General features: G+C 26.2%; 21 protein-coding genes. 18 read left to right on the plus strand and 3 right to left on the minus strand.

The window, feature by feature from the left end:
- The first annotated feature begins 2 nt into the window (after positions 1-2).
- Entirely contained in the window at positions 3-1,769 is a 1,767-nt protein-coding gene (locus tag DZ68_RS10440; RefSeq protein ID WP_024787419.1) for an McrB family protein, read from the plus strand.
- A gap of 2 nt (positions 1,770-1,771) precedes the next feature.
- Positions 1,772-3,325 carry an LlaJI family restriction endonuclease gene (locus DZ68_RS0104315; RefSeq protein WP_024790781.1) on the plus strand — a complete coding sequence of 518 codons (1,554 nt, stop codon included), beginning with the start codon at positions 1,772-1,774 and terminating at the stop codon, positions 3,323-3,325.
- On the opposite strand, the gene DZ68_RS0104320 is transcribed toward DZ68_RS0104315, so the two are convergent.
- Positions 3,317-4,135 (minus strand): site-specific DNA-methyltransferase, encoded by an 819-nt coding sequence (locus DZ68_RS0104320; protein WP_024787422.1) that lies wholly within the window; start codon positions 4,133-4,135, stop codon positions 3,317-3,319. The genes DZ68_RS0104315 and DZ68_RS0104320 overlap by 9 nt on opposite strands.
- 45 nt (positions 4,136-4,180) lie before the next feature.
- Positions 4,181-4,468: a hypothetical protein gene (locus tag DZ68_RS0104325; RefSeq protein WP_024787423.1), complete on the minus strand. Its 288-nt coding sequence runs from the start codon at positions 4,466-4,468 to the stop codon at positions 4,181-4,183.
- Between the two features lie 210 nt (positions 4,469-4,678).
- Here DZ68_RS0104325 and DZ68_RS0104330 point away from each other — a divergent pair, with 210 nt between their 5' ends.
- Genes DZ68_RS0104330 through DZ68_RS0104340 form a run of 3 tightly spaced genes read left to right on the plus strand, consistent with a single transcriptional unit; the run spans position 4,679 to position 7,985 of the window.
- On the plus strand, positions 4,679-5,998 hold the full coding sequence (locus DZ68_RS0104330; RefSeq protein WP_084023936.1) for a YifB family Mg chelatase-like AAA ATPase: 1,320 nt from the start codon (positions 4,679-4,681) through the stop codon (positions 5,996-5,998).
- Complete coding sequence (locus DZ68_RS0104335) at positions 5,995-6,603, plus strand: tyrosine-protein phosphatase (protein ID WP_024789598.1); 609 nt, start codon at positions 5,995-5,997, stop codon at positions 6,601-6,603. Before DZ68_RS0104330 ends, DZ68_RS0104335 begins: the two co-directional genes overlap by 4 nt.
- Positions 6,603-7,985 carry a bifunctional ADP-dependent NAD(P)H-hydrate dehydratase/NAD(P)H-hydrate epimerase gene (locus tag DZ68_RS0104340; RefSeq protein ID WP_024789599.1) on the plus strand — a complete coding sequence of 461 codons (1,383 nt, stop codon included), beginning with the start codon at positions 6,603-6,605 and terminating at the stop codon, positions 7,983-7,985. The genes DZ68_RS0104335 and DZ68_RS0104340 overlap by 1 nt, the downstream gene beginning before the upstream one ends.
- Here DZ68_RS0104340 and DZ68_RS0104345 read toward each other — a convergent pair.
- On the minus strand, positions 7,975-9,672 hold the full coding sequence (locus tag DZ68_RS0104345; RefSeq protein WP_024789600.1) for an ABC transporter ATP-binding protein: 1,698 nt from the start codon (positions 9,670-9,672) through the stop codon (positions 7,975-7,977). The two genes, DZ68_RS0104340 and DZ68_RS0104345, sit on opposite strands and share 11 nt — an antisense overlap.
- Positions 9,673-9,719: 47 nt before the next feature.
- On the opposite strand from DZ68_RS0104345, the gene DZ68_RS0104350 reads away from it, so the two are divergent.
- Genes DZ68_RS0104350 through waaF form a run of 13 tightly spaced genes read left to right on the plus strand, consistent with a single transcriptional unit; the run spans position 9,720 to position 22,329 of the window.
- The gene (locus DZ68_RS0104350) at positions 9,720-10,637 is read left to right on the plus strand and encodes a glycosyltransferase family 9 protein (protein ID WP_024789601.1); all 918 of its coding nucleotides are present in this window, start codon (positions 9,720-9,722) and stop codon (positions 10,635-10,637) included.
- On the plus strand, positions 10,627-11,511 hold the full coding sequence (locus DZ68_RS0104355) for a lipid A biosynthesis lauroyl acyltransferase (protein ID WP_024790783.1): 885 nt from the start codon (positions 10,627-10,629) through the stop codon (positions 11,509-11,511). The genes DZ68_RS0104350 and DZ68_RS0104355 overlap by 11 nt, the downstream gene beginning before the upstream one ends.
- A gap of 1 nt (position 11,512) precedes the next feature.
- Positions 11,513-12,271: a glycosyltransferase family 2 protein gene (locus DZ68_RS0104360; protein ID WP_051428246.1), complete on the plus strand. Its 759-nt coding sequence runs from the start codon at positions 11,513-11,515 to the stop codon at positions 12,269-12,271.
- A 2-nt stretch (positions 12,272-12,273) separates the two neighbouring features.
- Positions 12,274-13,365 carry a putative lipopolysaccharide heptosyltransferase III gene (gene rfaQ, locus DZ68_RS0104365; RefSeq protein ID WP_236617350.1) on the plus strand — a complete coding sequence of 364 codons (1,092 nt, stop codon included), beginning with the start codon at positions 12,274-12,276 and terminating at the stop codon, positions 13,363-13,365.
- Positions 13,352-14,407, plus strand: coding sequence for a glycosyltransferase family 4 protein (locus DZ68_RS0104370; RefSeq protein WP_024790785.1), 1,056 nt, complete (start codon positions 13,352-13,354; stop codon positions 14,405-14,407). Before rfaQ ends, DZ68_RS0104370 begins: the two co-directional genes overlap by 14 nt.
- Positions 14,400-15,161 carry a polysaccharide deacetylase family protein gene (locus tag DZ68_RS0104375; protein ID WP_024790786.1) on the plus strand — a complete coding sequence of 254 codons (762 nt, stop codon included), beginning with the start codon at positions 14,400-14,402 and terminating at the stop codon, positions 15,159-15,161. Before DZ68_RS0104370 ends, DZ68_RS0104375 begins: the two co-directional genes overlap by 8 nt.
- Positions 15,158-16,093: a glycosyltransferase family 9 protein gene (locus DZ68_RS0104380; RefSeq protein WP_024787434.1), complete on the plus strand. Its 936-nt coding sequence runs from the start codon at positions 15,158-15,160 to the stop codon at positions 16,091-16,093. The genes DZ68_RS0104375 and DZ68_RS0104380 overlap by 4 nt, the downstream gene beginning before the upstream one ends.
- The gene (locus DZ68_RS0104385; RefSeq protein WP_024787435.1) at positions 16,090-17,145 is read left to right on the plus strand and encodes a glycosyltransferase family 9 protein; all 1,056 of its coding nucleotides are present in this window, start codon (positions 16,090-16,092) and stop codon (positions 17,143-17,145) included. Before DZ68_RS0104380 ends, DZ68_RS0104385 begins: the two co-directional genes overlap by 4 nt.
- Positions 17,142-18,224 carry a glycosyltransferase family 4 protein gene (locus DZ68_RS0104390; protein ID WP_024787436.1) on the plus strand — a complete coding sequence of 361 codons (1,083 nt, stop codon included), beginning with the start codon at positions 17,142-17,144 and terminating at the stop codon, positions 18,222-18,224. Before DZ68_RS0104385 ends, DZ68_RS0104390 begins: the two co-directional genes overlap by 4 nt.
- Positions 18,214-19,428, plus strand: coding sequence for an O-antigen ligase (locus tag DZ68_RS0104395; RefSeq protein WP_156920218.1), 1,215 nt, complete (start codon positions 18,214-18,216; stop codon positions 19,426-19,428). Before DZ68_RS0104390 ends, DZ68_RS0104395 begins: the two co-directional genes overlap by 11 nt.
- Positions 19,403-20,473, plus strand: coding sequence for a glycosyltransferase family 4 protein (locus DZ68_RS0104400; RefSeq protein ID WP_024787438.1), 1,071 nt, complete (start codon positions 19,403-19,405; stop codon positions 20,471-20,473). The genes DZ68_RS0104395 and DZ68_RS0104400 overlap by 26 nt, the downstream gene beginning before the upstream one ends.
- Entirely contained in the window at positions 20,445-21,458 is a 1,014-nt protein-coding gene (locus tag DZ68_RS0104405) for a glycosyltransferase family 4 protein (RefSeq protein ID WP_024787439.1), read from the plus strand. Before DZ68_RS0104400 ends, DZ68_RS0104405 begins: the two co-directional genes overlap by 29 nt.
- Positions 21,442-22,329 (plus strand): lipopolysaccharide heptosyltransferase II, encoded by an 888-nt coding sequence (gene waaF / locus DZ68_RS0104410; RefSeq protein WP_024787440.1) that lies wholly within the window; start codon positions 21,442-21,444, stop codon positions 22,327-22,329. The genes DZ68_RS0104405 and waaF overlap by 17 nt, the downstream gene beginning before the upstream one ends.
- The last annotated feature ends 66 nt before the right edge of the window (positions 22,330-22,395 follow it).

Raw genomic sequence — 22,395 nt, forward strand, 5'->3', positions numbered from 1 at the left:
AAATGTTATTAAGTGAAGTTTTAAAAAAAAGAAAGAGTTTAACTTCTAAACAATATTGGTACATTACAAAACAAGATTTATATATACCTAGTTTATGTAAAACTATAAAAGAATTTTTTAGAGGAAATATAAATCCAGAAGAAAATCCTAATTATAGAAAACTCAATAATGCTTTTTGGTATGGGTTATTATGTAAAACAGAAGGGAGAGAATATAAAGATAGTATACCTTCCGAAGTATTTATTGAAATAGAAAATCTTACTAAAGATGACTTTGATAATATTGATCTTTATAAAGAGATAATGGTTAATCAAGTTGAAAAAGTATTTATTTGGAATAAAATTGTTGATGGAAGAACACAAGAGAGAAGAGATTTTAAAATTCATCCTATTATGTTTACATATAAAATAATCTTAATGGTAGGAGATACATTAGGAAAGTATAGTATTTCTTTGGATGAATTTAAAACTTTTTTGGCTACCTCAAAAAAATATGAAGAATTTATTGATACTTATTTGTTAATAAGAGAAAATAGGGTAAAGGAAAATTTCATTGAAATTTTTAAGAGGAATTTTATATCGCACGTTGATTTTGAAGAAACAAGATTTAATAGAGTATTGGAAAATATTTATTATTTTGATACATCTCATAGTCGAATAACTATTAAAGATGAATATATTAATATTGTTAGAAAAAAAGTATATATGTATGAAACACTGCTTTATGATTTGAAAAAAGAAAGTGAAATTTTTGATATAGAATTTTTATGCTCTTTGTCTTCTTTTGAATCACTTTATAATCAATATATGTTTAAGGAAAAAAATAAAAATTTAACTTTAATACCAAAAAATAATATAAAAGGTTATAATAAAATAATATATGGAGCCCCAGGGACTGGAAAATCTTTTAAAGTAGACAAAATAACAGAAAACAAAAAAGTATTTAGGACAACATTTCATCCAGAATATGACTATCATAACTTTGTTGGAGGGTTTAAACCCGTTACTGAAAAGAAAGAGATAGAATATAAATTTATTCCTCAAGTATTTTTAAAAGCATATGAATATGCGTGGGAACATATGGATGAAGAGGTTTATTTAGTGATAGAAGAAATAAATAGAGGCAACTGTGCAAGTATTTTTGGAGATATTTTTCAATTATTAGATAGAGATGAGAATGGTTTTAGTAAGTATTCAATTGATATAAATGAAGAAATGAAATATTATTTGTTAAATAAATTTAAAGATTTTACTCATCCAGCTATACAAGAAGGAAAAATAAAACTTCCTAATAATTTAATTATATTAGCAACTATGAATACTTCAGACCAATCTTTATTCCCAATGGATAGTGCTTTTAAAAGAAGATGGATTTGGGAACATATTCCTATCAATTATAATGATGAAAAAAGTGCTTTTATAATAGATATTGGAGGTAACAAATTCGAATGGTTAGATTTTATCAAAAAAGTTAATAAAAAAATTTTGGATGTTACAGGTTCTTCTGATAAACAATTAGGTAACTGGTTTGTGAAACCTTTAAATGGAAAAATAATTGATGAGGAACTATTTGTAAATAAGGTATTGTTTTATTTATGGAATGATGTATTTAAAGATGAAGAGGAAAATATATTTATTATAGATGATAAATATATTATTTTTGAAGATTTGTTTAATACAGAAACGTCAACAATAGATTCTGATAAAGTAATAAAAATTTTAAAAAATTTGGAAATTAATGAATTAAGTGAAAACAGTAGTATAGAATAATTATGAAAAAGTTAATAATTTTATATGAGAATCAATCATTAACAAATGATGAAATAAAAAATGTACCAGAAGAGTTGTATTATAATCAAAAAGTTATTAAAGTTGGTTATTTTTATGAAAGTAGAAGTGATAAACATTTTTTTATATTACCTAAATTATTGGATGGTATTTTAATTGAAGAGAAAGAATTATATAATTTTATTATATTGTTTTTTAAAAGTTTAAAGAGGATAAATAATGAGGAAAATAAATGTAATTTTTCATTTATTGAGAGTAATTTAAAAGAGAAAGAATTTACTCATTTAGAGGCTATTATAAGTTTAATTGATTTTTATAAAAAAAATAAAGAGACTCTTTTTAGTTATGCTCAACAAATATTGCTAGAACATCAAAGTAGCAGTAAAACTAATTGGAATAAAACAATTTTAAAAACTATTCCTTTTATATCGAATAAAAAACCAATTTACATTTCTTTTGTAAATAATAAAAAAATTATTGATAAAGATGAAAAACTTTTGAAAATTTTTTATTCTACTATTTATTATTTAAATAAAGAATATTTTATAAATCTCACAATACCAGATATTATAAAAGATTTTTTTGTCTATTCTCCTAAAGAATTTAAAAGAATAAAAAAGAATATTTTAAGAATATTAAAGTTAATAAAATATAAATATTTTTCTGATAAGCTAAAACAATTATATAATTTATTAGAAAACTATTATAATATACATAAAAAATCAAAGAAAAATTTAAAAAATGAATTTATATTAACTAAAGATTATTACATTATTTTTGAAAAAATGGTTGATTCATTGATTTCGGATAAAAATCAAGAAATTGAAAAGTTAAAAAATCAAAAAGATGGCAAATTGGTTGACCATTTATTTTTATATAATAGTTTAATTGATAAAAACAAAAAAATATATTATATTGCTGATTCTAAATATTATACAGATGATAAAATTGGTGAGTATTCAATATATAAGCAAGTTACATATGCAAGGAATATTATTAATTACCATATAGAGAAGATTAATAATTCTACTGAATATGAAGAAAATATTTTGTATAGAGATGATTTAACAGAAGGGTATAATATTACACCAAATTTTTTTATTCAAGGATATATTCCATATAAAAAGATAACAAGTGTTAGTTATTGTGATATAAAATGGAAAATGATAAATGATTATAAATTTTATCATTTTCCAAATAGGCTGTTTGATAGAGATACTTTTTATATTTTACATTATAAGGTAAATTATTTATATATTTTGAAATCATTTGCTTTAAATAAAGATATTAATTTTAATTTTAAAGAAAAAATTAGAGAAGATTTTATTAAATTTTTAAATAGCAAGTATAATTTCTATTCTAAAATTTTTAATTCATATGAAAAATTAAATAATTTTGTAACTGAAAATTTCAAAAAATTAATTGGAAAAATGTTTGTTATTAATATAGGAAAAAAATTTAAATTGATAATAGCATTAGAAAAGACAGAAAAAGAGAAATTAAATTTAGATAATTTTGAAAAATTTGAGTTAGAATAATGTTTTTTGAGAGTATTCGTTGAATTTTTCTAAAAATTCTTCTTTAAATTCAGGATTAAGTTCATATCCATATGAGTTTCTGTTGAGATTATAAGCAACAATTAATGAAGTTCCAGTTCCTGCAAAAGGGTCTAATATATTGTCTCCAACAAAAGAATAAAGTTTGATTAATCTTTTTGGTATTTCTATAGGAAATGTAGCAGGATGTTTTGCTTTTCTGTCTGGTTCTATAAACCATATACCTTTAGTATATTCTCTCCATTCTTCTTTCGATAATTTTGATTTTTCTTTGATTTCTTTTGGCATAGATTTACGCTTTCCTTCTTTTCTAAAAATTAAAATATTTTCAAAAATACTGTCTAATATTTTAGGAGTTGGAGGATATGGATAGCTACCAAATAAAGGTTTCCCTTTTAAAGCACCATTATTTGCATTACCTTTTACCCAAATGATTTCATCAAAAAAAATAAATCCTATTTTTTGCATAATTTTGATAATATCAGGAACAATAGGGTATAAGAAACTTTTTTTTTCTATTTTAATTCTTGATTTCATATTTGTTATATTAATTGCAATGGTTCCACCTTTACATAATACTCTATAGCATTCTCTAAATACTTTTTCTAAATTGTTTAGATATATTTCATATGATTTTTCTGTTCCTATTCCATTTTCATTGTTATAATCTACATAATTAAAATATGGAGGAGAAGTTACTATTAAATGAATATTATTATTTTCTATTTCCTGCATATTTTCAGAGCTTTTAAAAAAAAGTTTTAATTTGTCATTAAAATTTATTAAATTCATAAAATTCTTCCTTTAATTTTTATTTATAAAAATGAAAATTGAATATTACCATACAATTTTCCTTTTTATTTCTTCAATCACTTTTTCACTAATTTTTCCAAAAACTACTCCTATACCATTAAAAGTATATATACTCCCTGCCTTTCCTTCTTGCGTAACATAATAAAAAAATCCATTTCTTTCTTCTCCGATTATAGGATGAGCTACGATTTTAATACCTTCTTCCACTTCTTTTGCCTCTTTTTCTAAATTTTTTGAGAAATTATTATCAATATCTTCTAAATTAGCTATTTCAATCTTTTTATCATAAGGATTTATTTGAATTATTTTCATCGACGTTCCTTAATTAGCATAAATGTTAACTGTATGTGCAATTATTGCATAATTATTTATATGTGTCAAATTAAAAATGATAGATAAGTTTTTTATAGTTGTTAAATTCGTCAATTTATTTTTAATTAATTATCATTATTGTTAATTTGTTTTTTGTCTTCTTTTTTTGTATCATTCTAATAGTTAATATTATTTAAAAGTTAATAGGATATGGTTAATTATTTACTACTAAAATTTGCCTTATTTAAGGAGTTCTTTTTAATTGAGTTGTTAAGTAAATACTTAGAATTTCTAAAAAAAGAGGGAAGCCATTTTGATTTGCCGATAGCTTTAAGTATTCTGTATCATAAAAAAGATATTGATTTGAGAGAATTTTTGGTTTTGGGCGAGCTTGGGCTTGACGGTAAACTTAAAGATACAAATACAATTTTTCCTATAATTTTATCTTTAAAGCCTAAAAAAGTGATAATTCCGCTTGAGAGTGCAGGTAAAGTGTCTAAAATCCCAGGAATTGAAATATATGCTTTTTCGCATATAAAAGAGTTTGAAGAATTTGCTCCAAAAAAAAGTGAAAAAAGTGAATTAAATTATGACTCGATAAATATTAACGGTAAAAAATATTACTATTTAAATGAATTTAAAGAGGATTTTAAAGATGTAATAGGTCAAAACGAGGCAAAAGAAGCGGCTTTGATTTCAGCGGCTGGGTTTCATAATATTTTGTTTGAGGGAAGTCCGGGAGTCGGTAAATCTATGATAATAAACAGAATGAAATATATTCTGCCTCCTATGAGTCTGGAAGAGATACTTGAAGTTGAAAAATATAATTCACTTGAGGGGAAAGAAGTTACATTTAAGCCTGTCAGGCCTTATAGAGCGCCGCATTATTCATCTACAAAAGCAGCAATATTCGGAGGCGGAAGCAGGGGGGCTAAAATTGGGGAAATTGCATTTGCGAACAAGGGGATTTTGTTTTTTGACGAGCTTCCTTATTTTCAAAAAGATGTTTTGGAAAATCTGCGTCTTCCACTGCAGGATAAAAAAGTGTTAATCAGCAGGGTAAATTCAAAAATAGAGTATGAAACGGATATTTTATTTGCGGCGGCTATGAATCCATGCCCCTGCGGAAATTTGTTAAGTCCTCTTAAAGAATGCAGATGCACGGACCTTGAAATCAGAAGGTATAAAAACAGGATAAGCGAGCCTCTTTATGACAGGATTGAAATATATCATCAGATGATTGAAGACGACTCAAAAGATACAATTTCAAGCAAAGAGATGTTTGAGAAGGTTTTAACTGCATTTGAAATGCAAAAAGGTAAATTTAATGCCAATTTAGAAGAAAATTATCAATTTGACTTAGAAAACGAAGCTTATGATATTTTAAATAAAGCCAAAAGAAATTTTGCACTCTCTAAAAGAAGCGAATTTAATTTATTAAAGGTGGCAAAAACCATTGCAAATTTAGATAAAAGAGATAAAATAAAAAAAGTTGATTTATTAAAAGCGTTAAAGTATAGGAAAAGATGAAAGAAATTATCAAAATTTTAACAGAAGAACATAATTTTATAAATCTGTTTTGGAATAATTTTCACAAAATTGACGAAGGCGTTTACAGAAGCGCCCAGATACTTCCCTGGAGGCTTAAAAAAATAATTAAAAAATATAATATAAAAACTGTAATAAATCTAAGAGGCAGCGATAATTATTTATATAAAAAAGAAAAAGAAATATGCGATAAATTAGGGGTTGAATATATAGAGCTTCCAATTTCATCAAGAACACTTCCCAAAATAGAAGAGATGGAAAAATTAAAAGATATTTTAATGAATAAAAACAAAAAACCCCTTCTTTTTCACTGCAAGGCTGGGGCTGACAGGAGCGGGTTTGTTGCAACATTTTATAGAATACTTAAAGGCGAATCTCCAAAAGAGGCTCTCAAAAAAGAACTTAAATTGCAATACGGCTTTATAAGTTTAAGTAAAGCCGGAAGAATTAAGGAATTTTTTTCAAAATATGACGGTAAAAATGATTTTATGGCTTGGGCTGAAAAAAACAGGGATAAAATTCAATCGGAATTCAGTGAAAACCCTTTTGTCGATTTTATATATGAGAAAATTTTAAGGAGAGAGTGATGAGAGAAGTGTTTGAGAATGTCTATTTTTTGGATAAAAAATGTTATGAAAAATATAACTTGAGAGAAGATATTTTAATGGAACACGCAGCTTACGAAATGGCTCTTGAAATATATAAAAGATTTGAGAAAGGAAGCAGTGTAACTATAATTTCTGGTCCCGGAAACAACGGGGCAGACGGGATAACACTTGCAAGAATCCTTTTAGGGGATTATAAGGTTAATCTGTTTTTACCCCTAAATGCAAAATCCGCCATGGCAAAACTCCAGCTTGAAAGGTTTTTAAGAATTGGCGGGAAAGTCAGTAAAAAGATAAAAAAAGCTGATGTTTTGGTGGATGCAATTTTTGGAAGCGGGTTAAAAAGGGATTTAGATGACGGGATAGCGGATGTAGTTGAAAATATGAATGAAATGGATTCTTTTAAAATAGCCTGTGATATCCCAACCGGAATTGATGATAAAGGGAATTTAAGACCTGTGTCTTTCAGGGCAGATGTGACCGTTACAATGGGTGCTGAAAAATTAGCTTTATATTCAGACATGGCAAAAGATTATGTGGGTGAGATTAAAATAGCAAATTTGGGTGTTTCTTTTTCAAACTATATTGAAAAAAGCAGTTTTTTTGTTTTGGAAAAAAATGACTTAAAACTTCCTTTTAGAAATAAACAAAATACTCACAAAAGAAGTTATGGCCATTTAGGTATTTTATGCGGAGAGAAAAAAGGCGCTTCAATAATGGCGGGTATGGCCGCATTTAATTTCGGGTGCGGACTTGTTAGTTTAGTCACTCATAAAGAGGTTAATGCCCCTTATGAAATTATGCAGACACACCATATTGAAAATTTCTCAGCACTTGCATTTGGTATGGGGCTTGGCAATTATTTTGATGATGAGCTTGAAGAAATTGCAAAACTTGATATACCGATGATAATAGATGCGGATATGTTTTATAAAAAAGAGATTTTAAAATTTTTAAAAAAAGATGTTGTTTTAACCCCTCATCCAAAAGAGTTTTCATCACTTCTTAAATTAACCGGTATTGGAGAATACAGCGTAAAAGAAATTCAAAAAAACAGGTTTGATTTGGCATTGGAATTCAGTAAAAAATATCCCGGAGTTGTATTGCTTCTTAAAGGCGCAAACAAAATAATTGTGCATAATAAAAAACTTTTTATTGACCCTCTTGGAAACGTTGCATTGGCAAAAGGCGGGAGCGGAGATGTTTTGGCCGGAATGATAGGAAGTTTATTGGCTCAGGGAGAAAGTTTGCTTGATGCTACAATTAATGCAAGTTTGGCCCACTCGGTTGCAGGAAATTATGAACCGAATTATGCCTTGACCCCTATAAAACTTATAAAAAGACTTGAAGAAATTAATATTTAGCGTATAGTTTTTTAAATTCTTCACAGTTTTTTAATAATTCTTCTTTTTTTCCTTTACATACAATCTGTCCATTTTTAAAAACTAAAATTTCATCTGCATTTTCAATGGTATTTAATCTGTGTGCCACTATAAAAACAAGTTTGTCTTTAAGTTTTAAAATACTATCCATTATTACTTTTTCGCTTTTATTGTCCAGTGCGCTTGTTGCTTCGTCTAAAATTAAAACATCCGGGTTTTTATATAAAGCCCTTGCTATTGCTATTCTTTGTTTTTGCCCTCCGCTTAGATTGCTTCCTCCTTCGTTCAAAACGGTGTATATACCATTTTCCAAACTTTTTACATAATCCCATAAATTTGCTTTTTTAAGTGCTTCGATTATTTTTTCTTCGTTAATTTCTCTTCCGTAGGAGATGTTTGCGGCAATTGTGTCGTTAAAAATGTGAACATTCTGCGGAATATAGGCAATTTTGCCCCTTAAATCAAAAATATTATATTTTTTTATATTTTTTTCATTTATTAAAATTTCGCCGCTGTTTGCATCATAAAATCTTTCAAGCATTGATACAAAAGAACTTTTCCCCCCTCCGCTGTCCCCTACAAGACCTATAATTTTGGGTTTTTTTGTTTCATAGTTTATGTTTTGTAAAGCTTTTTTGTTTCCGTATTTTAAATTTACATTTTTAAATTCTATTTTTTCAATAGAGCTTAATTTTTTATTGCCCGAAATGATTTCAGGTTTTAGATTAAATATTTCTTTTAATCTTTCATTTGCGGCAATTGCATCCTGGAATCTTGAATATGTGTTTGCTATTCTTCTAATCGGGTCTGTCATCATAAAAAGTGCCGTCATAAAAGAAAAAAACGCTCCGACACTCATTTGATTTTCAATTACCTCTTTTCCTCCGATAATAATTACAATTGCGCCTATTGCCGCGGTAAGGGTTTCCAACACCGGAATCAAAACAGCCTGTGTCCGTATGGTTTTAAGATTTATTTTTAAATATTTGAGATTCAGCTCTTCAAATTTTTTTATTTCATATTTTTTTGCGTTAAATGCTTTTATTGTTTCTATGTTCTTAAAAATTTCACTTAGGTGTTTATTTAATTTTGCGGTTTGATTCTGAGCTTCTTTGGATAATTTTTTCAGTTTTTTAGAAATAATGCTAACAGGGTAAATAATAAAAGGCAAAATAATCAGTGCAAAAAAAGCCAATTTCGGGTTTTGATATATTACCACCGCCAAAAGAAAAACAGCCATTAATATATCTCTAAGTAAATTGGCCAAAGAATGGCTAACCGCTCCTTGGATTCTGTTTATATCATTTATTGTTCTGCTGACCAGCTCTCCTGAGTGGGTTTTTTTAAAATAGAGCAGGTCAAAACTTAAAATATGCTTTAAAAATTTATCTCTGATTTGCCTTACAATATCTTCTCCTATGAAGCTTACATAATACTGCTGCAAAACCGAGCCCACACCTTTTAAAAAATAGGCAAGTACAATTGCAAACGGTAATAAATATAATAAACGGATGTTTTTTTCTATAAATATTTTATCAAGTACCGGTTTTACTAAATATGCGGTTGCGGCAGTTGCAAGAGAAACCAAAATCATTCCTATTACGGATAAGAAAATCTGTTTTTTATAATGTTTGTAATAAGGCATATACTCTTTTAAAAATTTAAACACTTATTTCCTTTTTGTTATAATTTTACATATTTTACCAAAAGGAAATAATGGAAGCAATAATAAAACTCAGTTCTCTTGGAGATATAATTCATTCACTTATTGTTTTGCCTAAACTTAATAAAAAAGTTGATTTTTTTGTGGATAATGTTTTTAAAGAAATTTTAGAATATAATCCTTTTATTGAAAATATTGTGCCGGTTAAATTAAGACAAGCAAAAAAACAAAAAAGTTTATATATTAAAGAATTTGTAAGACTTAAATCAATGGATGCGTATGAGAGGGTATATGACCTGCAGGGGCTGATTAAAAGTGCTCTTTTGGCAAGACTTGTCGGTGATATAGTGGTTGGTTTTAAAAATCCAAGGGAGAAAATAGCCAGGTTTTTTTATGATGAAAAAAAAGATGTTTTAGGCGAAATTGCTATTAGAAGATATATCAATCTTTTCGGCTTTGATGATACTCAGTATTTAAAAAATCATCCAAAACTTTTGTTTTATAAAGATAAAGAGTTTGAATTTTTAAGCAAAACTAAAAAAAACATAGTTTTTATAATAGGGGCAAGCTGGGAGTGTAAAAAAACGCCTTTAAAAATATGGGATAAACTGGCAAAACATTTTAAAAATGAAAATATAATTATTCCTTATTATGGGGAAAGCGAAAAAAAAGATGCATTTTTTTTGGCTGAAAATAATTCAAACATTTTGCCGATTAGCTTAAATCTAAATGCTTTAAAAGCATTAATTGATAAGTGTGATTTACTTATTGGAAACGATACTGGTCCTAGCTTTATAGCGTGGGCAAACAATATTAACAATGTGATTTTATACGGCTGTACATATAATAACAAAATTTATGAAAACAAGTTTTCTAAAAGTGTAGAAATGCAAAAAAGCATAAAAAAAGGCTTAATGGTAATGGATAAAATGGATTTAAATCAAATTTTAAAGAAAATAGATGAATTTTAAAGATTTAAGTTATTACGGATTTAATATGTTAGAATTTATAATTAAATATACCCCAATGCCCTTTGTTGATTTTTTAAAAAAAATACTTCTGTTTAGTGTGTATCATTTGGACAATAAAAGGAAAAAAGTAATTTGCATAAATTTAAATTTGGCATATGGAAATACATTAAGTAAAGAAAAAAAAGAAGAAATTACAAAAAAAGTTTATGAGAATTTTATAAATAATCTCTTTGAATTTATCGAACTTTCATTTATTTCAAAAGAAGAACTCAGAAAGAGAATTGAGTTTAAAAATTTAGATAAAATAAAAGAATATTTAAATAAAGGGCCTGTAATATTCAGTGGGGCACATTTTGGTAACTGGGAAATAGCTACATCTGCAATAGGTGCTTTTGTGACGCCTATAAGCGCAGTTGTAAGAAATATAGACAATCCTAAGCTTAATGAAAAAATAAAAAGAACAAGGGAAAAATTCGGAGTTAGAATTTATAATAAAAAAGGCGCTCTTAAAAAATTAATGAGAGATTTAAAAAACAATAAAAGTATTGGAATTTTGGTAGATCAGAATACGGCTGAAAATGAAGGGGTGGAAACAGTTTTTTTTGGCAAAAAAGTTTTACATACACCTTCGGCATGTCTTTTAAGTAAGAAATTTAAAATCCCAATTGTTATGGGTTTTGTTGAAAAAGAAAAGGATAAATGGATTATAGATTTTAAAGAAATTTTTTATGCGGATGATATTAAAAAATGCGTGGATAAACAATCAAAAATTATTGAAGAAGAGGTGAAACAATATCCAGAACTTTGGTATTGGATGCATAGAAGATTTAAACATTTTTATGAAAATGAATACAATAAAAAATGTAGAGTGTAAAATGAAAAGTGGGTTTTACTCATCTGGCTGCTTAAAAAGCGGCCACGATGAAAAATTAAGTGTAGTGATTTTGACAAAAAATTCCCAAAAGTATTTAAAAGAAGTATTAAAAAGTGTGGAATTTGCCGATGAAGTTATTATTTATGACAATGAAAGCACCGATAATACATCAGAAATTGCTAAAAAGTTTAAAAACACTAAAATTTTTATTGATAAGAACTGGGAAGGTTTTGGAGTTCAAAAACAAAAAGCTGTTAATAAAGCTGCGAATAAATGGGTGTTTGTATTAGATAGCGATGAAGTCTTTACTGGAAGTCTTAAAAATGAGGTTTTAAAAACTATTAAAAATCCAAAATATAATGCTTATAAAGTTGCAAGACTTAATAATTTTTTTGGCAAATGGATTAGACACTGCGGCCTTTTCCCTGACTATTCTATAAGGCTTTTTAACAAAGAAAAGTGCAAATTTAATGAAAGAAAAGTGCATGAAAGTGTAGAGTGTGAAAGGGTAGGAGAGCTTAAAAACTATTTTTTGCACTATGCATATGAGAGTGTTGAAGAATTTATTGAAAAGCAAAATAGATACTCAAGCCTTGGTGCAAAACCTAATAAATTAAAAGCCATATTTTCACCATATTGGACTTTTTTTAAGATATACTTTTTAAAGTTAGGTTTTATTGATGGATGGAGTGGCTTTGTAATTGCTAAACTTTATAGTGAATATACTTTTTGGAAATATGTTAAAAAAATGGATAATTGAAAATGGAAAATGGAAAATTGAAAATATTGGTAATAAAATTTAGAAACATAGGAGATGTTTTACTTACAACTCCTTTAATTAAAAATTTAAAACTAAATTACCCTGATTCACAAATTGATTGTGTAGTAAATAAAGGCACAGAAGAGATGCTAACGCTAAATCCAAATATTAATAATATTTTTACTTATGATAGAAGTTATTTTAAATCCCTTCCAAAACTAAAAAGAATAATAGAAGAATTTAAATTTTTAAGAAGTTTTAGAAATTATGATATTATAATAAATACAACAGAAGGCGATAGAGGGGCTTTTATTGCAAAATTTAGCAGGGCAAAAATAAAAATAGGATTTTCTCCAAAAAAAAATATCTTTTTAAAAAATACATTTACTCATAAATTACAAAATCCTCCTTTAATGAGACATATAATAGAGAATAATTTAGATGCTATAAGAATTTTAAATAAAAAAATTTTTGAAAAAAGAGTTAAAATTTTTTGGGATAAAAAAGATGATGAGTTTATTGACAGTTTTAATTTACCTAAAAAATTTGTTCATTTTCATCCGGTGAGCAGATGGCTTTTTAAATGTATAGATGATACAATTTCAGCAAAAATTATTGATTTTATTCAAGAGGAGCTAAATTTAAGGGTAGTTTTAACGGCAGCTCCTGTTGAAGCAGAAATTAAAAAAATAGAAAATATTAAATCTTTATGTAAAACAAATCCAATTGATTTAAGTGGAAAACTTAGCTTAAAACAGACAGCTGCTCTTAATAAAAGGGCTAAATTTTTTATAGGAGTTGATACTGCCATAATGCATATAAGTGCGGCCAACGATATCCCTGTAATTGCATTTTTTGGACCGAGCGGGGCTTTTAATTGGGGGCCTTGGGATAATAATTTAATGGAGAGTGGATATAATAAAAAAAACGGATTTCAAAAAATGGGAAAACATAGAGTTATTCAGGTAGATTGGGATTGTGCTCCTTGTGGGCAGGATGGATGTAATGGAAGCAAGATAAGCGAATGTTTAATAAGCGGACTTGATTTTGAATTTATCAAAAAAAATATAGAGGAAGTAAATGAAAATACTTGAACTTGAATCGTCAAAAGGCTGGGGCGGACAGGAAAAAAGGACTGTCAGGCTTAATAATAATCTCTCAGATGAATTTGAAGTTTTTTGGGGAGTGGAGAAAGATAGCGTTTTATTTAAAAGACAAGAAGAAATAAGAGGTGAATTTTTTGATTTTAAATTAAATAAGATTTATAATTTAAAAACTATTTATCAGTTAGTAAATTTTGTAAAGAATAAAAAAATAGATATTATTTCTACTCATTCTGGAAAAGATGCTTGGATTGGAAACATTGTAGGTAAATTATGCGGTGTAAAGGTAATTCGCACAAGACATCTTTTAACTCCGATAAAAAGTGCAAAAAGTTATAATTTATCAGATAAAGTTGTTTGTGTTAGCAGACAAGTAAAAGAATATTTAGAAAGTGTAGGGGTTAAAAAAGAGAAATTAGAGGTTATTTATACAGGTATTGATACAGATAAGTTTAAACCTTTTAGCGGTTATGATTTAAGAGGTGAATATAATATTAATAATGATACTGTAATTATAGGAATTGTGGCAGTTTTAAGGGCTGCAAAAAGACATATAGATTTATTAGAGGCTATAAAACCTTTAGAAAATATAAAAATTGTAATAGTTGGGAATGGTCCGCAGGAGATGAATATTAAAAATTTTATAAAAGAAAATAATTTAGAAAATAAAGTTTTGATGCTTGGTCATAGAGAAGATATAGATAAAATTTTACCTAATTTTGATATTTTTGTATTGCCTTCAAATCTTGAAGCTCTTGGGACCGCTCTTTTAGAAGCTCAGTCTTGCGGTGTGCCTGTTGTGGCAAGCAGGGTTGGTGGAATTCCAGAGTGTGTGAGTGAAGGTAAGACAGGGTTTTTGTTTGAAAAAGAAAATGTAAATGATTTAAGAGAAAAGTTAATCAAGTTAATAGAGAATAAAAACTTAAGATATGAATTTTCAAAAAATGCAATAGAATGGATAGAAAATAATTTTTCAACTCAAAAAATGGTTAAAGATACCGAAAATTTGTATAAAAGAATTATAAATGAATAGTGTGCCGGTTTTAATGTATCATCATATTTTAGAAAAAGATAGTTTTATTGCAAGTAGCATAGAAAATTTTGAAAAACAGATGAAGTTTTTAGCAGAAAATAATTATAAAACTCTTACAAGCAAAGAATTTTTAGAATTTAAACAGGGCAAAAAAAAATTTAAAAAAGCTGTTTTTATTACATTTGATGATGGATGGAGGGATAATTACTATTTTGCATATCCTGTTTTAAAAAAATACAATTTAAAAGCCACAATATTTTTAGTAACTGAATGGATTGAAAAAGCAAGTGAAAAAAAATCAGAATTTAAACCTCTAAAACATAATGAGGCTAAAAAAGAAGTCCAGATTAATCCTTCATCAGTTATTTTAAATTGGAATGAAATAGAAAAAATGAGTGATGTTTTAGATTTTCACTCACATACTCATTCGCATAGGGATTTTTATTTTGGTAAAGAATATTCGTGGGAAGAAGAGTTTGAAAAATCAAAAGAAATTTTAAAAAATAGGCTTGGTGTTGATTCAAAACATTTATGCTGGCCAAGAGGAAAATATGATAATAATTTGATAATGTTAGTAAAAAAAAATTTTAAAATTTTTTATACTACAAAAAGAGGAATTAATTTAGCTGATAATAATTTAGATGAAATAAAAAGAATAGCAATAAAAAAAGATGATAGATGGCTAAAAAAACAGATAAAAATTTTTTCTAATCCAATTTTTGGATATTTATATTCAAAGGTAAAACCTGAATGAAAATTTTGCTTGTTAGAAATGATAATATTGGAGATTTAATTTGCACAACTCCTGCTATTGAAGCTTTAAGAAAAAAATATCCTGATGCTCAAATTGATATAGTGGTAAACAGTTATAATTTTTTAGCAATTAATAAAAATCCTTTTGTGGATAAAATTTATGTTTACATAAAACCAAAGCATAAAAAAAATTTATCTGATAAAATTAAAGCATTAGGCGGTAAGATAAAAATTATGAGTGAAATTTTTTTTGAAAAATATGACGCGGCAGTTGTTTTTAGAAGCGGATATTCAAGTTCGGCTGAGCAGTTTAGTAATATAAGTAGAGCTAAAATTAGAATTGGTGTAAAAGATATTAAAAACAGGGATAATTTTACACATCACATTATTCCAAATCCAAATGAGCATGAAGTTGAATTTTGTTATAGATGTTTAGAACCTTTGAGAATTAAACAAGGTGATGAAAAAATGTTTTTTTATATGCCTGAGAATTTTAAGAAAAAATATAAAGGTTATAAAAATTATATTTTGTTTCACATCTCTTCAAGAATTAAAGAAAATAGATATTCTAAAGAAAAATTTAAAGCAGTTATTGATAAATTAGATGAAAATATTATAATTACAGCAGAACCAAGTGATTTTGAAAATGCAAAATGGCTTGAAGAAAACAGTAAAGCTAAATGGATAAAAACTGAAAGTCTTTTAGATTTAGCCGGGTTAATCAGCAATGTAAAATTATTTGTTAGTCTTGATGGCGGGGCTATGCATATAGGACCTGCTCTTGGAGTTAAAACAATTGCAATTAGTGGCAAAACAAATATGAATAAATGGTATCCTTGGGGATATAAAGATTTGGTAACTCAGGATGAAAGTAAAATTGCTGGAAATATTGAGCCTGAAATTGTTGTTGAGAAAATTAAGGAGAATATTTGAGTTTGTTTGAAAAAATAATTAATCTGTTTTTATCTCCTGCAAAATCTATAGAATATTTAAAAATTAATGATAATGATAATTTTGTAGTTATATCAAATACCGCATTAGGAGATACATTACTATCAACTCCTGCTATAAAATCACTTAAAAAATCTTTTCCAAATAATAAAATTATTGCAGTTTTAAAAAGCAATTTTTCACCATTATTTAGAAATTTTGAATATATAGATGAAATAATTGAATATAATGGCAAATATAATGATTTTTTTAAAATAATGTTTAGAATAAAAAAATATAATCCAAAAATTACTTTAATTTTTCATTCAAATTCTCCACAGGATATACAATTAGCTGTTTTAAGTGGCAGTGAATATATTTTAAAACACCCTACTAAAAATTATTTAAAAAAATATTTATCGTATGATTTTATAAAAAAAAACCAACATGCTATAGAAGATAGATTAGATTTAATCAAAAAAATAGGTGGAAAAATAATTGAAAAAGAGATGAAAATAGGAAATGTTTTAAATAAAGAATATTTACAATTTAAGAATTATATTGGTTTTCAAGTAGGGGCTGCTGATGTTTATAAGATGTGGCCGATTGAAAGATTTAGCAAATTGGCTGAAAAATTATTAAAAAATAATGAAAAAATTGTAATATTAGGCACTCAAAACGAAAAAAAATTGGGAGATAAAATAATACAAAATGTTGGCAATAAAAATATTGTAAATATGTGCGGAAAAACAAATATTATAGAGTTAGCAAATATTGTAAATAATTTAAAGATGTTAATTACAAATGATACAGGCACAATGCATTTGGCGATTGCACTTAAAACTCCTACGGTTTCACTTTTTTCAGCTACAGATTCAAAAACTATAGGACCTTATCAGGATTTAGAACTTCATAAAGTTATTCAAAAAAATGGCAGTTTTGTCCAAAAATTGCCTAAAAAACAAAGAGACAATTCTGCAATGCAATTAATTGATGTAAATGAGGTTTTTGAAAAATATGAGGAATTAAATAATTATTTAAAGAGCAGAAAATGAAATTTTGTATGTATAACATAACTACAACCATAAAAACTGGCGGAATTGAAACTTTTTACTGGGAAGTTGCTAAAGAATTAATAAGACAGGGACATGAAGTAGAAATAATCTCAGGCAAAGGAGACTATATAAAATATGTTGAAATTCCTTTGAAAATGTTTGATTTTATTCCAAGAGATAAAATTATTGATTTAGGAAACAGATTTAGGAAATGGTGGGAAAGGGTAAGTTTTTTTAGAAATGCATATTCTTATTTAAAAAATAAAAAATATGATATTTTTTTAATTCATAAACCACTGGATTTTTTTACATGTTATTTTATGAAAAAAATAAATCCTGAAATAAAAACTGTTTTTGTTTCCGGTGGGGAAGATTTTTATGGATTTGATAAATTTTTTTCAAAATATGTAGATTATATGTTTGCAGTAAGTAAATCAAATAAAAAAATAATTGAAAACAGATACAAAAGAAAAGTGAAAGTTTTATATAATGGTGTTGATATAGAATTATTCAAAGCAGATAAACAAATTAGAAACGATATGCGTAAAAAATTTAATTTGGAAAATAAAAAAATTTTATTAAGTGTTGGAAGAATTGTTGGATTAAAAGGTTTTCATTTAGCAATTGAAATATTGCCTGAATTACCAGAAAATTTTATATATGTTTTAATAGGTAAAGGAAAAGAATTAGAAAATTTAAAGAAATTAGCAAAAAAATTAAATGTAGAAAATAAAGTTTTATTTTTAGGTGAGATTGAAAATAAAGAGCTTTATAAATATATAAATATAGCTGATATATTTATTCAACCAAGTATTGGAAAAGAAGCTTTTGGAATAACTTTAATTGAAGCTATGGCTTGTGGAGTACCTGTAATTGCAAGCAATAATGGGGGTATGAAAGAAATAGTAAAAAATGGAGAAAACGGATTTTTATTTGAAATAAACAATAAAGAAGAATTAAAAGAAAAAATATTAAAAGCTATGAATATGACATTTAATACAAGAGAATATGTTAAAAATAATTTTACATGGGAAAATACGGTAGATAATTTATTAAAGGGGATTGGTGTTGAAAAATAAGTTAGATTATATAAAAATATTTTTTTTAAGCCTTTTTCTATTTGTATTTTTAATAAATGGATATACTCCAATAAAATATATTGGTTTATCAGGGGCTGTTTTATTTTATTTGATAGATTTGTTTTTAAATTTTGATAAAATAAAAAAAATTTATATTGAGTATTACCAAGATGAAAAAACTCTTTTTATTCTTTTTAGTTTTATTTTAATTTCAATTATTATTTCTATTATTTTTTCTTTTTCTAATTCTTTGCCATCATGGAAAGAGTTTAGAGTTGAGTTTTTAAATATATTTTTGTTTATGTTAGTTTCATTAAGTGTAGAAAAAAAAGAATTATTAAAAAATATATTGTTTATTGCTACAATATGTGCTTTTGTATTTGATGTATTTAAATTTGCGTATGAGTATATTAAAATTAATCCTAAGTTAGATTTTTCTATAAGGCTTGAAAGAATAGCGGCTGTATATTTTGATATATTGATTCCTTTTGTGTTTATTTCTTTGTTTTTAATAAAAAATAAAATTTTTAAACTTTTATTAAGTATAATTTTTTTATTTGGATTATTTGAATTATTTTTAACAGGGGCAAGAGGTGCATGGGGTACAGTTTTTATTGAAATATTTTTAATTGCAGTAGTATTAAGTTTAAAATTTAATTATAAAAAAATGTTTATTTATTTAGGAATTGTATTTATTTTATTGATAATGGGCGGATATTTAATTTATAAAAATTCTTATTTAATACAAACTAAGATTCATCAGGGGTTAAATCCAAACGGAAGGGATAAAATTGTTGAAACAAGGTTGCCAATTTTTCTAAAACATAGTAATTTGTTTATAGGGGTTGGCGGTCCTGATAATTATCAATATAACAGATTTCTTAATTTTTATCATGCGCCTAAAAAATATGGCGTTCAAGAAGGAAATAACTTTCATTATTGGTCTGATGAACCTTTTTTACTTCAAATTTTTTATAAAGAAGGTATTTTGGGATTAATTGCTTTTTTAGCTTTTAGTATAGTTTTTATTTTTAAATTATATAAAAATTTAAATTTATTTACTTTGGCAATATTAGTGTCTTTTGTTGGATATTATTTTGTAAGAGGATTAGCTGAGGGTAGGAATTTTAAATATTTGATTTTTTATTTTATGCTTTATTTAATATTTAAGGAAAAAGATGAAAATAGCTTACGTATATCCTGAAAAATTGCCATCTAAAAAAGCAAGGGCTATTTCTGTTGTTAATACAGCTTGTGAATTATCTAAAATTGTTGATACTACTTTAATTTATGAAAAAAGTGAGAATAATGTTTTAGATTTTTATGAACTTAGTTGTAATTTAAAATTAAAAGAGTTGCCAAGAAAATTTATTATAAGAAGTAATAAAATTTTTAATTTAAACCTAAAAAAAGAAATAAAAAAATATGATTATTTTTATGTAAGACATTTAAAAACAGCAGAATTTTTAATAAAAAATGGAGCTAATGTTATTTTTGAATGTCATGAAATTTTTCAATTTAAAAATAAAAAAATAGGAGAAATAGAAAAATTTGTTTATGAAAATACTTTAGGGCTTACTTTTATAAATAAAAGTTTAAAAAAAGAAATTAATAATAGTTTTAATGTTTCAAATTTACAAAAAGTTATACATAATGGTTGTGATTTTTTTGAATATAAAAAGAAAGATTTTACTTCAATTAAAGAAATTTTTTATATTGGAAGTTTACAAAAATGGAAAGGAGTTGATTTTTTAGTAGATGTGTTAAATAAAAAAAATATTGTACTTAAAATGATAGGAGATGGAAATAGAAAAAAAGAATTGCTAAATAAAGCTGCTAACAATATTGAATTTTTAGGTTTTAAAAAACCTGAAGAAATTAAACATATTTTATTAAATGAAGTAAAATTAGCAGTAATTCCTAATATTAGTTCTCATTATAATAAATTTTCTACACCTATCAAACTTTATGAATATTTAATGACTTCTAATATTGTTTTGGCCAGTGATTTTGAACCTATTAAGGAAATAATAAAAGATGGAGTAAATGGTTTTTTATTTAAAGCAGGTGATAAAAAAGATTTTTTAAATAAATTGAATTATATATTATCTTTGCCAAAAGAAAAATTGGAAAAAATTTCTAAAAATGCTTATGAAACAGGAAAACAGTTTACTTGGGAAAACAGGGCCAAACAAATAGTTGATTTTATTAAGGAAATTGATGAAAAAACTAACATTTCTTCGTCTTAAAAAAAATCCTTTCGGCGGGGCTGAGAGGTATTTGGAAAGACTTAGTAATGAGCTTAAAAAACAAAATATTGATTATGAAGTAATTTATTGTAATTGTCCTAAAATAATGCCTAGCTTTTTAAAGGCATTTTGGTATAACCTGCAGGTTTGCTTAAATAAAAAAAATAAATTTTATTTTTCTCTTGAAAGAATCACATGTCCTGATATTTATAGGGCTGGAGATGGGGTACACAAAGCGTTTTTAGAAACTAAAAAATCAATTAATCCTTTGCATTTAGTCTATCTTTTTATAGAAAAAAGAATGTTTAAAAATGCTAAAAAAATTATTGCAAATTCTAATATGGTTAAAAATCAAATTATTAAATATTATAATATTAGTCCTGAAAAAATAGAAGTAATTTATAACGGAATTCCTTTAAAAGAAAAGGCTGATTTTAGTAATATAAAAAAAGAATTTAATTTAAAACAAGAAAAAATTATTCTTTATGTTGGCAGTGGTTTTAAAAGAAAAGGGGTAAAAGAAGCGCTTGAAATTATTTCTAAAATTAAAAGAGATTTTAAATTTTTAGTTGTGGGGAAAGAAAAAAAAATTAATTATTATAAAAATTATGCTAAAGAATTAGGAGTTGAAAAAAAAGTAATTTTTACAGGGCCAAGAAGAGATGTGGATAAATTTTATTCTATGGCAGATATTTTTCTTTTTCCTACAAAATATGAACCTTTCAGCAATGTAGTTTTAGAAGCTATGAATTTTGAATGTGTGGTATTTACAACAAAGCAAAACGGGGCAAGTGAAATTTTGCCTGAATTTAATGTAATGGAAAATCCCAATGATTTAAGTGTTGTTGAAAAAATAAATTTTCTTTTAGAAAATGATAAAATATTAAAAGAAAAACAAAAAGAAATGAAAGATATCTCAAAAAATTTCAGTATAGAAAAAAATGTGAAAAAAACACTTAAGGTTATAAATGAAACTCTTAATTGAATCTCCAACATGGCTTGGCGATGCCGTAATGGCAAGCGGGTCGATAGAGGGGCTTCTTGAATATTTTAAACCTAAAAAATCTATTCTTTTTGGAAGTTTTGTAAGTACTGAGCTTTTTAAAGAAAAATTTGATGAGGTTATTGTAGATGATAGAAAACACAGGTTTAGGCAGTTTTTTAAAATTCCAAGTGCCGATTTATTTATAAGTTTTAGAGGAAGTTTATATTCAAAAGTTTTAGGATTAAAAGCAAAAAAGTCTTTTACATTTGACAATAACTTTTCAGGTCATATGGTGGAGAAATATTCAAAATATGTAAATTCTATAATAAATGAAAATAAAATATATAATCCAAAACTTGATTTTAAACCTTTTGAATTTGCAAAACCCACAATCGGCATTAATCCCGGGGCTACATACGGAAGTGCCAAAAGATGGTATCCCGAAAAGTTTGCCGAGGTCGGAAACTATTTTAAAAATTATAAACTGATAATTTTTGGAGGTCCCGGGGAAGAGGAAATTGCAAAAGATATAGAAAAAAATTTAGACCATCCGGATTTTTTAAATTTATGTGGAAGGCTCAATATAAAAGAGCTTTGCCAATATATTGGGGGACTTAGTCTTTTTGTTACGAACGATTCAGGGCCTATGCATATAGCGGCGGCTTACAATGTGCCAATTGTGGCTGTTTTTGGGCCCACTGATTATACTGAAACGAGTCCCTGGAGTAAAAATTATAAAATAGTTACTAAAAATCTGGAATGTGCTCCCTGTAAAAAAAGAGAGTGTCCTTTGAAGTCGCATGAATGTATGAAAAGTATTGAAGCTGGTGAGGTGATTGAAGCGGCAAAAGAGTTGCTAATTGAAAAATGAAAAGTGAAAAGTTAAAAATTGTGGAAAATGGAAAATGAGCGAAAATTAGCAAAGCGAATTAAGCTC

The organism is Lebetimonas sp. JS085, assembly GCF_000523295.1.
Classification (GTDB): domain Bacteria; phylum Campylobacterota; class Campylobacteria; order Campylobacterales; family Nautiliaceae; genus Lebetimonas.

Excerpts from the sequence above, each read along its gene's own strand:
- DZ68_RS0104400 (WP_024787438.1), top strand. The coding sequence starts at position 19,403 with ATGAAAATAGCTTACGTATATCCTGAAAAATTGCCATCTAAAAAAGCA.
- DZ68_RS10440 (WP_024787419.1), top strand. The coding sequence starts at position 3 with ATGTTATTAAGTGAAGTTTTAAAAAAAAGAAAGAGTTTAACTTCTAAA.
- DZ68_RS0104350 (WP_024789601.1), top strand. The coding sequence starts at position 9,720 with ATGGAAGCAATAATAAAACTCAGTTCTCTTGGAGATATAATTCATTCA.
- rfaQ (WP_236617350.1), top strand. The coding sequence starts at position 12,274 with ATGGAAAATGGAAAATTGAAAATATTGGTAATAAAATTTAGAAACATA.
- DZ68_RS0104335 (WP_024789598.1), top strand. The coding sequence starts at position 5,995 with ATGAAAGAAATTATCAAAATTTTAACAGAAGAACATAATTTTATAAAT.
- DZ68_RS0104380 (WP_024787434.1), top strand. The coding sequence starts at position 15,158 with ATGAAAATTTTGCTTGTTAGAAATGATAATATTGGAGATTTAATTTGC.
- DZ68_RS0104360 (WP_051428246.1), top strand. The coding sequence starts at position 11,513 with ATGAAAAGTGGGTTTTACTCATCTGGCTGCTTAAAAAGCGGCCACGAT.
- DZ68_RS0104320 (WP_024787422.1), bottom strand. The coding sequence starts at position 4,135 with ATGAATTTAATAAATTTTAATGACAAATTAAAACTTTTTTTTAAAAGC.
- DZ68_RS0104340 (WP_024789599.1), top strand. The coding sequence starts at position 6,603 with ATGAGAGAAGTGTTTGAGAATGTCTATTTTTTGGATAAAAAATGTTAT.
- DZ68_RS0104375 (WP_024790786.1), top strand. The coding sequence starts at position 14,400 with ATGAATAGTGTGCCGGTTTTAATGTATCATCATATTTTAGAAAAAGAT.
- DZ68_RS0104355 (WP_024790783.1), top strand. The coding sequence starts at position 10,627 with ATGAATTTTAAAGATTTAAGTTATTACGGATTTAATATGTTAGAATTT.
- DZ68_RS0104315 (WP_024790781.1), top strand. The coding sequence starts at position 1,772 with ATGAAAAAGTTAATAATTTTATATGAGAATCAATCATTAACAAATGAT.
- DZ68_RS0104390 (WP_024787436.1), top strand. The coding sequence starts at position 17,142 with ATGAAATTTTGTATGTATAACATAACTACAACCATAAAAACTGGCGGA.
- waaF (WP_024787440.1), top strand. The coding sequence starts at position 21,442 with ATGAAACTCTTAATTGAATCTCCAACATGGCTTGGCGATGCCGTAATG.
- DZ68_RS0104325 (WP_024787423.1), bottom strand. The coding sequence starts at position 4,468 with ATGAAAATAATTCAAATAAATCCTTATGATAAAAAGATTGAAATAGCT.
- DZ68_RS0104405 (WP_024787439.1), top strand. The coding sequence starts at position 20,445 with ATGAAAAAACTAACATTTCTTCGTCTTAAAAAAAATCCTTTCGGCGGG.
- DZ68_RS0104370 (WP_024790785.1), top strand. The coding sequence starts at position 13,352 with ATGAAAATACTTGAACTTGAATCGTCAAAAGGCTGGGGCGGACAGGAA.
- DZ68_RS0104330 (WP_084023936.1), top strand. The coding sequence starts at position 4,679 with ATGGTTAATTATTTACTACTAAAATTTGCCTTATTTAAGGAGTTCTTT.